The organism is Actinocrinis puniceicyclus (genome assembly GCF_018283645.1).
GTDB lineage: Bacteria > Actinomycetota > Actinomycetes > Streptomycetales > Catenulisporaceae > Actinocrinis > Actinocrinis puniceicyclus.
The window spans coordinates 19,048-31,475 of the sequence record NZ_JAGSXH010000070.1 but is presented as its reverse complement, the minus strand read 5'-3'; the positions used below and the strand labels follow the sequence as shown (position 1 = coordinate 31,475).

Annotated in this window: 10 protein-coding genes; 6 read left to right on the top strand and 4 right to left on the bottom strand. The window is 71.6% G+C overall.

Annotated elements, in window-relative coordinates; genetic code table 11:
- Positions 1-45 precede the first annotated feature (45 nt).
- On the bottom strand, positions 46-1,419 hold the full coding sequence (locus KGA66_RS18790; protein WP_211469466.1) for a sensor histidine kinase: 1,374 nt from the start codon (positions 1,417-1,419) through the stop codon (positions 46-48).
- Between the two features lie 72 nt (positions 1,420-1,491).
- Positions 1,492-2,190, bottom strand: coding sequence for a response regulator transcription factor (locus KGA66_RS18785; RefSeq protein WP_211469465.1), 699 nt, complete (start codon positions 2,188-2,190; stop codon positions 1,492-1,494).
- A 117-nt stretch (positions 2,191-2,307) separates the two neighbouring features.
- Between KGA66_RS18785 and KGA66_RS18780 the strand changes: the two genes are divergently transcribed.
- Entirely contained in the window at positions 2,308-2,823 is a 516-nt protein-coding gene (locus KGA66_RS18780; RefSeq protein ID WP_211469464.1) for a DinB family protein, read from the top strand.
- Between the two features lie 31 nt (positions 2,824-2,854).
- Here the strand turns inward: KGA66_RS18780 and KGA66_RS18775 are convergent, their stop codons facing one another.
- Positions 2,855-3,487 carry a TetR/AcrR family transcriptional regulator gene (locus KGA66_RS18775; RefSeq protein ID WP_246508087.1) on the bottom strand — a complete coding sequence of 211 codons (633 nt, stop codon included), beginning with the start codon at positions 3,485-3,487 and terminating at the stop codon, positions 2,855-2,857.
- Between the two features lie 99 nt (positions 3,488-3,586).
- Between KGA66_RS18775 and KGA66_RS18770 the strand changes: the two genes are divergently transcribed.
- The 4 genes from KGA66_RS18770 to KGA66_RS18755 all read left to right on the top strand — a co-directional run bounded on the left by KGA66_RS18770 (position 3,587) and on the right by KGA66_RS18755 (position 7,452).
- Positions 3,587-4,738, top strand: a complete 1,152-nt coding sequence (locus KGA66_RS18770) for an acyl-CoA dehydrogenase family protein (RefSeq protein WP_211469462.1) — start codon at positions 3,587-3,589, stop codon at positions 4,736-4,738.
- Between the two features lie 245 nt (positions 4,739-4,983).
- Positions 4,984-6,171, top strand: coding sequence for a thiolase family protein (locus KGA66_RS18765; protein ID WP_211469461.1), 1,188 nt, complete (start codon positions 4,984-4,986; stop codon positions 6,169-6,171).
- Between the two features lie 70 nt (positions 6,172-6,241).
- Complete coding sequence (gene fabG / locus KGA66_RS18760; RefSeq protein WP_211469460.1) at positions 6,242-7,003, top strand: 3-oxoacyl-ACP reductase FabG; 762 nt, start codon at positions 6,242-6,244, stop codon at positions 7,001-7,003.
- Positions 7,000-7,452 (top strand): MaoC family dehydratase, encoded by a 453-nt coding sequence (locus tag KGA66_RS18755; RefSeq protein WP_211469459.1) that lies wholly within the window; start codon positions 7,000-7,002, stop codon positions 7,450-7,452. Before fabG ends, KGA66_RS18755 begins: the two co-directional genes overlap by 4 nt.
- Before the next feature lie 53 nt (positions 7,453-7,505).
- Here the strand turns inward: KGA66_RS18755 and KGA66_RS18750 are convergent, their stop codons facing one another.
- Complete coding sequence (locus KGA66_RS18750; protein WP_312886980.1) at positions 7,506-10,085, bottom strand: beta-glucosidase family protein; 2,580 nt, start codon at positions 10,083-10,085, stop codon at positions 7,506-7,508.
- A 580-nt stretch (positions 10,086-10,665) separates the two neighbouring features.
- On the opposite strand from KGA66_RS18750, the gene KGA66_RS18745 reads away from it, so the two are divergent.
- Positions 10,666-12,354, top strand: a complete 1,689-nt coding sequence (locus tag KGA66_RS18745) for a type 2 periplasmic-binding domain-containing protein (protein ID WP_211469458.1) — start codon at positions 10,666-10,668, stop codon at positions 12,352-12,354.
- The last annotated feature ends 74 nt before the right edge of the window (positions 12,355-12,428 follow it).

The window sequence follows — 12,428 nt, the reverse complement described above, 5'->3', positions numbered from 1 at the left end:
GGGCTCGGGCTCGGGGCCGACGGCCGGCGTGGCTCGCCAGGTATATCAGGACTCTGATGGAAGGTCGAGTTCCACGGTCAGGCCGCCGCCGGCGCTGTCCGTCAGCCGCACCGATCCGCCGTCCGCGTTGACCAGGCGGTGCACGATCGCCAGCCCCAGTCCGCTGCCGCGCGCCCCGGCGTTGGCGAAGCGGTGGAACGCGACCTGCTTGGCCTGCTCGTCCATGCCCGGCCCGTTGTCGATGACGCGCAGCAGGACCCGCCGGTCCGCGCGGGCCACCGTGACCAGCACGCGGCCGCCGTCCGGGACCGCCTCCAGGGCGTTGGCCAGCACGTTGTCGAGCATCTGCTCCAGGTCTCCGGGGCCCAGGCGGGCCATCGCGCCGGGTCCGGCCGCGCCGGGGCCCGCGGCCGCCCCGGCCGGTACCAGCTCGATCCGCCGCTCCCGGGCCACCGGTTCCCAGGCCGCGACCCGCTCCGCGGCCACCGCGCCGACGTCCACCGGTTCGCGCCGCGGTACCCGCCCCTCGGCCCTGGCGACCGCGAGGAGCCCGTCGACCAGCCGGGAGAGCCGGGCGATCTCCTCCAGCGCCCCGGCCAGTTCCACGGCGGTCTCCCCCTGCGACTCGCCGGCCAGCACGTCCAGGCGCAACCGCAGCGCGGTGAGCGGGGTGCGCAGCTGATGGGAGACATCCGCGACCCAGGCGCGGTGGCCGTGCACGAGCGTCTGCGTGTGCTCGGCCATCCGATTGAAGGTCGCGGCCAGGGCGCGCACCTCCGCGGGGCCGTGTCGGGTTTCCGCGCGCACATCGAGGTCGCCGTCGCCGAGCCGCGCGGCCGCGCTGCCCAGCCCGCTCAGCGGCCGGGACACCCAGCGGGCCAGGCGCAGCGCGAGCACCACGCCGAGGGCCAGCACCCCGAGGCCGGTCAACCCCAGCCAGACCCACAGCACCGCGATGTGGTCGTCGAGTTCGTCGGAGGAGCGCGCGAACACCACCGTGCCGGAGTACTTGTCGCTGTCGGAGATCGGCACCGCGGCTTGGAGCCAGCCGCCGTCCTGCGCGGTCCTCTCCAGCTCGTCCGCGCGGGTGGCGCGGACGGCCGCGATCAGCGCGCGGGCCTGCGAGTCGGTGGCCTGCGGGCAGCCCGCGGAGGACAACAGGGTGTCATCGGCCTTGTACACCGCGACGCAGTCGCCGTGTTCCGCGGTCTCCGCCAGCGCCTTGTTCATCGAGTCGGGCGAGTGGTGGTCCACCAGGTACTCTTCCGCGCTCGCGGACACCTGGCGCGCGGCCGAGATGGCGTCGAACCTGAACGATTCGCGCTCCTTCGCGTCGACCGCGACGCCGACCGGCACCACGGCCAGCACGAGCAGGGCCGCGATCAGCGCGGCGAAGGTCATGGCGATGCGTCGGGACACGGCGCTCAGCTCACGCCGGGCGGCACGCGGCTCATGCGGCCGCGCCCGCGTTCGGATCGAGCGGTGCGCGGTTCATGCCGACTCGCCGAGCCGGAATCCGCGCCCGTACACCGTCTCGACCAGGCCCGGCACGCCCAGCTTGCGCCGCAGCGCCGCCACGTGCACGTCCAGGACCTTCGTCGGTCCGTACCAGTTGGCGTCCCAGACGCGTTCGAGCAGTTCCTGCCGGGTGACGACGCGGCCCGGGTCGGCGGCCAGGCATTCGAGGATGTCGAACTCCTTGGGGGTCAGCGCGATCTCGGCCCCGTCGACCGTCACCCGGTGGGCGCGCGGATCGACCGTCATCGGGCCGTGCACGAACACCGCCGGGCCGCTCGGCCGCACGCGCCGCAGCACCGCCCGGATCCGCGCCAGCAGTTCGGCCAGTCCGAACGGCTTGACCAGATAGTCGTCCGCGCCCTCGTCCAGCGCGACGACCCGGTCGCCCTCCTCGCCGCGGGCGGTCACCACGATGATCGCCGCGTCGCAGCGTTCGCGCAGGCTGCGGCACACCTCGACCCCGTCGGCGTCCGGCAGCCCGAGATCGAGCAGCACCACGTCGGCGGGCTCGGCCGCCAGCGCGTCGGCGCCGGTACCCACGACCTGCACCTCGTACCCGGCCCCGGCCAGTCCGCGCGCCATCGACCGTGCGATGCCCGGGTCGTCCTCGACCACGAGGGCCCGCACCTGACCTGCGCCGCCGTTGGCCGCCACCGGACTGCCGTTCGCCATCACAGGCACACTGTATGCCGCGCCGGACCCGGCGGTCGGCGCGCTCGTGATCGACGGGTTGCCGGGCGGGACGGCGAACGGGGCGAGGGGCGGCCGCGCAACCATTAGCATGCGAGCGTGGAGTGGGAAGAGTGTGCTGAGTGCGGCTTCGTCTACGACCTCGGTGACGCGGCGTCGGCGGCGCGGTCGGCACGGGAGTTGGCGGCCGAGGTCGCTTGGCTGCTACGGGCCGACGGGCCGGATCTGCGCACCCGGCCGCGGCAGGGGGTCTGGTCGCCGCTCGAGTACGGCTGCCACCTGCGGGACGTGTTCCTGGTGCAGCGGGAGCGGCTGCTGGCCGCGCGGCGCGCCGGGTGGGACGGCGGCAGGCTGGAACTGGCGCCGATGGGGCGCCAGGAGCGTGTCGAGAACGACGGTTACGCGTCGCAGGACCCGCAGGACGTCGCCCGGCAACTGTGCGACGCGGCGCTGCTGTTCGGCGGCGTGCTCGACCGTCTCGACGCCGGCGACTGGGCACGCGAGGTCGTCTACCCGTTCCCGGAACCGGCGCCGCGCTCGCTGGCCTGGGTCGCGCTGCACACGGTGCACGAGGCGCAACACCACCTGATGGACATCCGGCGGCAACTCGGCTGAGCCGCCCGGCCCGTCTTTCCGCAGAGGCCGGTCAGCGCTCGCGCAGCCGGGCGAAGCGTAGTTCGAGCCCTGCCACAAGTGCGTCGAGCCCGGTCTCGAACGCGCCCTCGTCGACCTCCCGGCGGTGCGCCTGGAGCCGGTGCGCGTCGGTCAGGTGCGGGTAGTGCGCTCCGTACAGCGCCGGGTCGTCGACGAACCCGCCCGCGAACGAGCCGCTCGCGGCGCCGACCACGAAGTAGCGCATCAGTGCTCCTATACGGGTCGCCTCGCGCGGCGGCCAGCCCGCCTCGACGAGCGCGCCGTACACCGCGTCGGCCATCCGCAGCGCGTGCGGGCGGCGGCCTGGCCCCTGGGTCGCGACCGGCACGAGATTGGGGTGCTCGGCCAGCGCCCGCCGGTACGAGGTCGCCCAGGCCCGCAGTGCCTCCGGCCATGGCCGCGCGCCCAGCGGCGTGATGTCCACCCGCGCGATCACCGCGTCGGCGGCCGCTTCGAGCAGGTCGTCCTTCGTCGCGAAGTGGTTGTAGAGCGAAGGGCCGCTCACCCCGAGCCGCGTCGCCAGCCGCCGCGTGGAGAGCGCGGCCAGGCCGTGCACGTCGACCAGGGCGAGTGCGGCGGCCACGATCCGTTCCCGGCTCAGCAGCGGGGACTTCGGCCTGGCCATGGTGACGCTGGTCACCTCTCTTCCGGGACCGGCTGTGGTTGGGTACAGTCAGGCAAAACTAGCACTGCAAGTTTTCGCGCGTCGAAGGGTTCGGCCGGAATGGATCTCGCGCTCGACGAGGAGCACGCGGCGCTGCGGCGGCTGGTCGCGGACTTCACCGACCGGCACATCGTCCCGCACGCCGCGCAGTGGGATCGCGCCGAAAGCGTGGACCGCGGCGTGATCAAGCGGCTCGCCGAGCTGGGACTGCTCGGCCTGACCATCCCCGAGGAGCACGGGGGCAGCGGCGGCGACCACTTCGCGTACGTGCTGGCGCTGGAGGAACTCGGCCGCGGCGACTCCGCCGTGCGCGGCATCGTCTCGGTCACGCTCGGCCTGGTCGCCAAGTCGATCGACGCGCACGGCACCGAGGAGCAGAAACGCGCCTGGCTGCCCCGGCTGTGTTCCGGCGACGCGCTCGGCTGCTTCGCGCTGACCGAGCCGGACACCGGGACCGACGCCGCGAACCTGGCCATGCGCGCCGTGCGCGACGGCGAGCACTGGGTGCTGACCGGCACGAAGATGTTCATCACCAACGGCACGTGGGCCGACGTGGCGCTGCTGTTCGCGCGCAGCGGCGGGCCGGGCCATCGCGGCGTCACCGCCTTCCTGGTGCCGCTGGAGTCGGCGGGCGTCGGGCGGCGGGAGATCCGCGGCAAGCTCGGGCTGCGCGGCCAGGCCACCGCGCAGCTGACCTTCGACGCGGTTCGGGTGCCGGACTCGGCGCGGCTCGGCGAGGAGGGCAGGGGGTTCTCGGTAGCCATGTCGGCGCTGGCGAAGGGCCGCATGTCGGTCGCGGCCGGCTGCGTTGGCATCGCCGAGGCGGCCCTTCGGCACGCGGTACGGCACGCCACGGAGCGGGTGCAGTTCGGCAAGACGATCGCGCACCACCAGCTGGTGCAGGAGCTGATCGCGGACATCGCCACCGACGTGGCCGCCGCGCGGCTGCTGACCTGGCGCGTCGCGGACCTGATCGACCGCGGGCAGCCGTTCGCCCAGGAGTCGTCCATGGCGAAGCTGTTCGCCAGCGAGGCGGCGGTGCGCGCCGCGAACAACGCGCTCCAGATCTTCGGCGGCTACGGATACATCGACGAGTACCCGGTCGGCAAGCTCGTGCGCGACGCCCGCGTCATGACGCTGTACGAGGGCACCAGCGAGTTGCAGAAGCTGCTGATCGGCCGCGCGCACACCGGCGTCAACGCGATCGCCTAGTGTCCCGCGCTGGAAATCCGTCGCATGACTCTGCTCGACCTGGCTGCGCGCGTCCGGTCATCCGCGCCCGGCTGGCAAGGCGCCGGAACACCCTCGCGGTGCTCGATCAACGCAGTGGGTCGTCTGTGGGTGTTTCGGCAACGCGGCCAGGCGGGATGCGGGGGCCGATTTTCACGGCGGATTTCCGGCGCGGGACACCAGCCCTGCGGCCGGCACCGGGTATCGAAAGACTGGGAGTAAGAGCAATGACTACCGTGTACCTGGCCGCGGCCCGGCGCACGCCGATAGGCCGGCTGCGCGGCGCGCTGGCCTCGGTGCGGCCCGACGACCTGGCCGCCACCGTGATCAGGGAACTGATGCGCGGGCTGCCGGCGCTGGACCCGGCGCGCGTCGACGACGTCTACTGGGGCGCGGCGAACCAGGCCGGCGAGGACAACCGCAACGTCGCGCGGATGGCGGTGCTGCTGGCCGGGCTGCCGGACTCGGTGCCGGGCGCGACGCTCAACCGGTTGTGCGCCTCCGGCCTGGAAGCCTTCACCGTCGCCGCGCGGACCATCGCCGCGGGCGAAGCGGACATCGTCATCGCCGGTGGTTCGGAGTCGATGACGCGCGCCCCCTTCGTGCTGCCCCGCGCCGACGAGGCACTGCCGCCCCGAATGGAGCTGGCCGACACCCGGCTCGGCTGGCGCCTCGTCAACCCGCTGATGACGCAGCTGCACGGCCTGCTGGCGATGGGCGAGACGGCCGAGGAGGTGGCGACCAGATACGGCATCGGGCGGGAACGGCAGGACCGGTTCGCGCTGCGCAGCCATCAGCGGGCCGCCGCGGCGCGCGACGCGGGACGGTTCAAGGACGAACTGATCGAGGTGACCACGTCGCGGGGCGCCGTCGTCGGCGCCGACGAAGGCATCCGGACGGACACGAGCCTGGAGAAGCTCGCGGCGCTCAGACCGGTGTTCCGCAACGACGGCAGCGTCACGGCCGGCAACTCCTCCCCGCTCAACGACGGCGCGGCCGGGCTCGTGCTCGCCTCGGCGCGGGGCCTGGCCGAACTCGGCGTCGAACCGCTGGCCCGGTACGTCGCGGGCGCGTCGGCGGGCGTGCATCCCGACGTCATGGGCGTCGGCCCGATCCCGGCCACGCACAAGGTGCTCGCCCGCGCCGGCTGGAGCGTCGCGGACCTCGACACCGCCGAGTTGAACGAGGCGTTCGCCGCGCAGTCGCTCGCCGTCGTCGACGGGCTCGGGATCGACCCCGAGCGGGTCAACCCGGACGGCGGTGCGATCGCGCTGGGCCATCCGCTCGGCTGCTCGGGGGCGCGCATCGTGACCACGCTCGCGCACCGGATGCGCCGCGAGGGACTGCGCCGCGGCCTGGCCACCATGTGCGTCGGAGTGGGCCAGGGCACGGCGGTGCTGTTGGAAGCCGTCTGACGAGGGCGCCCGGCGGCCGGCCAAGCGGGCGCCGGGCAGGTGGATCGAACGAGCGAATAAGGAGTCGAAGATGAGTCGGTTCGAGGACAGAGTCGCGATCGTGACCGGTGCGGCGCAGGGCATCGGCGCGGCGATCGCGCGGCGGCTGGCGGGCGAGGGCGCGGCGGTCGCGGTGCTGGACCTGACCGCGGAACGCGCGCAGGACACCGTCGATCAGATCGCGAAGGACGGCGGCCGGGCCGTCGCCGTCGGCGCGGACGTGTCTAAGAGCACTGACGTACAGGCCGCGGTCGCGGCCGTCGCCGGGCAGTACGGGCACATCGACATCCTGGTCAACAACGCCGGGATCACCCGCGACAACCTGCTGTTCAAGATGACCGACGAGGACTGGGACACGGTCATCGCGGTGAACCTGCGCAGCGCCTTCCTGATGTCCCGGGAGTGCCAGAAGCACTTCGTGGCCCAGAAGTACGGCAAGATCGTCTCGCTCTCCTCCCGTTCCGCGCTCGGCAACCGCGGCCAGGCCAACTACTCCGCGTCCAAGGCCGCGATCATGGGTCTGACCGCCACGCTGGCGATCGAGCTCGGCCCCTTCGGGATCAACGTCAACGCGGTCGCGCCCGGCTTCATCGCCACCGACATGACCGACGCCACGGCCCGCCGGGTCGGCTTCGACCCGGCGGCGTTCCGCGAGGCCGCCGCGCAGGCCACCCCGGTGCGCCGGGTCGGCACGCCCGAGGACATCGCGGCGGCGGTCGCCTTCCTGGCCGCGGACGAGTCCTCGTTCATCTCGGGCCAGACGCTGCACGTCAACGGCGGGGCCGACCGGTGAGGGTGTTCGCGAACCCGGCCGAGTTGGCCGAGGCGGTCGGCGAGCAGATCGGCGCGAGCGACTGGCTGGTGATCGACCAGGACCGGATCAACCGGTTCGCCGACGCGACGGGCGACCACCAGTGGATCCACGTCGACGAGGAGCGCGCGAAGCACGGGCCGTTCGGTTCGACCATCGCGCACGGCTTCCTGACGCTCTCGCTGCTGCCCGCGCTGCTCACCGAGATCTACCGGGTCGAGGGCGTGCGCATGGGCGTCAACTACGGCCTGAACCGGGTGCGTTTCATCAACCCGGTGCGGGTCGGCTCGGCGGTGCGGGCCGTCATGACGGTCGAGCAGGTCGACCAGCAGGCGGACTTCGTGCAGGTCACGGTGACGGCGCAGGTGGAGATCCAGGGCACTGAGAAACCCGCGGCGGTGGCGCAGACGGTCTCCCGGTTCTACGTGTAGCCGCGGCCCGACAGCCGCCCCGGTCCCGCGCGCGGCGGTTCGGCGAAGGCGGTTCACCGATAGCGCCGGACCGCCTCGCCGCAGGGCACGGTCACCCGCGCCGCGAGGCTCGCGGACGAGCCGCCGGCCGCGAACTCGTGGTCGCCCGGCTCGCCGACGAAGCAGCCTTCCCGCTCGCACCAGTGCGCCAGCCGGATCCCGGGCACCTCGAAGCGGACGGTGCGCGACTCGCCCGGTTCCAGCCGGATCCGCTCGAAGCCCTGGAGCTTGCGCAGCGGCGTCGGCATCTCGGCGTCGAGCGCGCGCGAGTAGAGCTGCGCCACCTCCTCGCCGGCGAGAGCGCCGGTGTTGGTCACGGTCACCTCGACGGTCACGGTGTACGACTCGCATGGCCCGTCGGAGTCATCCACCGGATTCGACTCGGGCGCCGCGCCGATGCCGGGCTCCGCGGTCGATCCGTCGTGCGCGTCGTGCGCGTCGTGCGCGACGTGCGCGACGGTCGCGACCAGGTTGCTGTAAGCGAAGGAGGTGTAGGACAGGCCGTGCCCGAACGCGAACAGCTGCGGGCGCTGAGAGTACTGATACGTCCATTGCGAGCCGATCACGTCGTAGTCGCCGGGGTCCGGCAGCACCGCGTCCGCGGCGTACCAGGTCTGCGGCAGCCGCCCGGCGGGGTTGTGCTCGCCGACCAGGACCTCGGCGACCGCGTTGCCGAGTTCCTGGCCGCCGTGCGAGGTCCACAGGATCGCGGGCACGTGCTCGGCCGCCCAGTCCATCGCGTAGGGGTAACTCGACACCACCACCACGACGGTGTCCGGGTTCGCCTCGCACACCGCGCGCAGCAGCGTCTCCTGCTGCCGCGGCAGCGAGAGCCCGTCGCGGTCGATCGTCTCTCGGCCGTTGATGTGCGGGTCGTTGCCGACCACCACGATCGCGCGCCGCGCCGCTCCGGCCGCGGCCACCGCCTCGTGCACCCCCGAGGCGAGCGGATCGAGGCTGAAGCGGGCCGCCTGCGCGGCCGACTCGGCGTCGGCGACGAGGTCCCCGTTCTCGTCTACGCGCACGAACTTGCGGCTGTGTTCGGCGTTCGAGCGCAGCAGTACCCGGTCATCGGCGGCCTCGCCCGCGGGGTGTAGTTCCCACAGTTCCTTGACGAACCAGCCGTCCGGCGTCGCCGCGGCGGCCGTCACCGCGCGATCGCCCTCTCCGGTCAGCGTCAGGTATCTGCCGTTCTCGACGGACTGGAACGTGTGCACCGGTACCGGGCACTGCACGCTGGTACCCCAGTCGTGGTGCCGGAACCGACCGAACTCCCGGCTCCCGCAGCGCAGCCGGACCACGTCGGCGCCGTCCACGGCGGTGACCGCTTCCGCACCGCACCGCGTACGCAGGCCGTCCGCGATGCTGACCGCGTAAGGCAGCGTTCCGCTGTACCAGTCGGTCATCACGCGCGTTCCGAGATGCCCGATGACGGCGACCGAGCCGGTGCTCGGGGCCAATGGCAGCGCCCGGCCGGCGTTCTTCAGCAGCACGATCGAGGACTTCGCCGCCTCCAACGCCAGCGCGGCGTGCGCCTCGCACGCCACCACGTCCGCGCCGATACCGGCGTAGGGGTCGTTTCCGGGATCGAACTCGCCGGTCCGGGCCCGCATCGCCAGCACCCGGCCGACGGCCGCGTCGATGTCCGCCTGCGTGATCAGTCCCCGCTCCAGCGCCGCGGTGAACCGCTCGATCGTCGGCAGCGAGTCCGCGTCGTTGTCCGTATAGCTGTCCAGGCCGGCTTTGAGCGCGGCCGCATGCGACTCGACATGCGAGGGGAAGTACTTCTCGATCTCCACCAGGTTCGACGGCGCCTGCGCGTCGGAGCAGACCACCAGTCGCGGGTTCCACGCCCGCAGCACGTCATTGATCAGGGGGTGGACGTGGTTCGGGATGCCGTTGGTCAGGTTGTAACCGGGCATCACCCCGGCGACCACCCCGGCCTCGACGGGCCCGCGGAAGGCCGGCAGTTCGTACTCGTGCAGCACCCGCGCCGGCACCTTCACGTCGATCGCGGCCCGGTCCGTCTCCACGTTGTAGGCGAGGAAGTGCTTGAGCACGGGAGCCGTGCGCCAGATCGCCGGATGGTCGCCGCGCAGCCCTCGGCAATAGGCCGTCGCCAGTTGCGCGGTGGCGTACGGGTCCTCGCTGTAGCCCTCCTCGTTGCGGCCCCAGCGCGGATCACGCAGCAGATTCACCACCGGCGCCCAAACATTCAGCGACACCATCGTGTGCTTTTCGTACACGTCGCTGCCCTTTACCGCGCGCGGGTCCTGCCGGAAGGCGCGCACCTCGGTGGACACCGCCTGCCCGATCCGCCGCAGCAGCGCCCGGTCCCAGGTCGCGCCGAGACCTACCGCCTGCGGGAACACGGTCGCCCGGCCGATCCACGCCACACCGTGCAGCACCTCGCAGCCGGTGTGGAACGCCGCCAGGCCCAGCCGCTCGACGGCGGGCTGGTGCTGATGCAGAAAAGCGATCTTCTCCGCGGTGGTCAGCCGCGCCAGCAGTCCGGCAACCCCGGCGGCCGGATCGGCGACAGACGGGAAAGGGCCGGTGGTGAAGGGCCCATCCGAATCAGGCACGGCGTTCACGGAGCGACACGACCTTCCCAGCGAAGGATGCGGTGGAGGGCAGGCAGGCTGCGGACCAGCGGCGGCACCCCGGTGCGCGAGGCCGGCCTGTCGTGGCCCCGACCGTTCGTAACGCCATGGTGACGCCAGAGGCGCGCGACCCGCCCGGATCGAAGCGCTTCGAAAGTCCCATCTTCCCGGCCGGAGTGTCAACCCCGGCAGTGCCCGCCGACGCGGGGAAAGGTGCTGGTCCAGAAAGCTTCACGCAGATCAAACCCGGTATCGATCGCCGTGGTCCAGGCTGGGGAAGGCCCGGCTCACCCAGGCCTTCGGCGCCTCGCTCGATATCGAAACGTGACCGAACACCCTTGCGTGGCCGGTTTGCCTGACCTAACCTCGACGCAATATTGAAGCGCTTCGACAGTCTCGCCGACAGGGCGGCACTCTCCCTCAGTGCGGTGACCACCGGAGCCGCCGGCCGGCAATCGCAGTTCCGCACCGCCCACAACTCGACAACCATCGCCGACCACGGGACGCAGAGCCGCTGCTCGACATCGGATCTGCCGGACGAGGCGGCGCCACTTCGTCCATGGAGAGTTCAATGCCGAGCTCCAACGCCTTCACCCGCCGCGGCTTCGTCACCGCCACCGCGGGCGCCGCCGGCGCGCTGGCGATGTCCCCGCTGCTGGCGGCCTGCGGCAACGGTTCGTCCGCCGCGAAGGGGAGCACCAACACCAAGACCGGCCTCGCGGCCGCGCTGCCGACATACAAGCCGAACTCCGCGGCCAACCCGGACATACCCATCGTGCAGGGCAGCGGCGGGGCGGTGACCGACGCCGGCTACCTGACCTACCCGGCGAACCCGGTGGCGACCGTGAGCGGCACTCCCGGCTCCGGCGGCACATACAGCGCGGTAACCCCGTTGTGGGGCTCGATACCCGCCGCGAACAACGCGTACTACCAGGCCGTCAACAAGGCGCTCGGCGCGACGATCAACATGGAGCCGGCCAACGGCAACACCTACAACACCTCCGTGACCGCGCTGGTCGCGGGCAAGAAACTGCCCGACTGGATCCAGCTGCCGACGTGGTGGAACAGCACCTTCAACGTGGGCGAGCTGACCGGGAGCCAGCTGACGGACCTGACCCCGTACCTGGCCGGCGACAAGATCCTGCAGTACCCGAACCTGGCCGCCATCCCGACCGCGGCCTGGTCCGCCGGGGTGTGGAACAACAAGCTCTACGGCATCCCTTCCTTCGCCAGCGGCGCCACCTTCGCGGGCTGCTTCTTCTACCGCAAGGACCTCCTGGTCGACAAGCTCGGCCTGTCCGCCGAGGTGAAGTCGATCGCCGACTTCGAGAACCTGCTCAAGGAGTGCAAGGCCGCCAACGGCGGCATCGGCGCCTCGGACGACCTGTGGACCTACCTGGCGCAGCCCTACGGCATCCCGGAGAAGTTCGCGGTACAGAACGGCAAGCTGGTGCACAAGTACGACCTGCCGCAGTTCGCCGAGGGCCTGAACTGGGCTTACAAGGTCGCCAAGGCAGGGTACATACACCCGGACGCGCTCGCCGGCGACACCAGCAACGCCAACACCCGGTTCTACTCGGGCAAGTGCATCATCTCCTCCACCGGCACCGGCGCGTGGAACCTGATGGACGCTCAGTCCGGCCTGGCGGCCAACCCGAAGTACAACCGGCAGGCGTTCAAGGTCTTCTCCGCGGACGGCACCTCGACGCCGACGATCTTCGTCGAGGCCGGCGCGAGCATCATGAGCTACCTGAACAAGAACCTGACGGACAAGCAGGTCAAGGAGTGCCTGGCGATCGCGAACTACCTCGCGGCGCCCTACGGCTCGGCCGAGTACACGCTGATCAACTACGGGGTGGCCGGGGTGGACCACACCATGACCTCCTCCGGCCCGCAGTACACCGACCAGGGCAAGAAGGAGGCGAACCAGGACACCTACCAGTTCCTCGCCTCCGCGGCCAGCGTCGTGTCGAACCCGGGCATGGACCAGCTGACCAAGGACTTCTGCGCCTGGCAGGCCGACGCCGTCCAGCACGCCTACAAGCCGGTCTTCGACAACGCGAACATCACCGTGCCGGCCCGGCTGGCCACCGCGGACACCGCCCAGGCCGTCGAGGACACCATCAAGGAGGTCTACCACGGCCTCAAGCCGATCTCCGCGTTCCAGGACGCCGTCACCACGTGGAAGAAGAGCGGCGGTACGGACGTGATCGCCTGGTACCAGACGAACGTGTACGACAAGTTCGGTTCGATGCAGTGACGCGCTGACGCGTTGTATTGCGACAACCGAGCATCCGCGACATCCGGCGTCAGTCACTTCAGCTCTGCTTCATG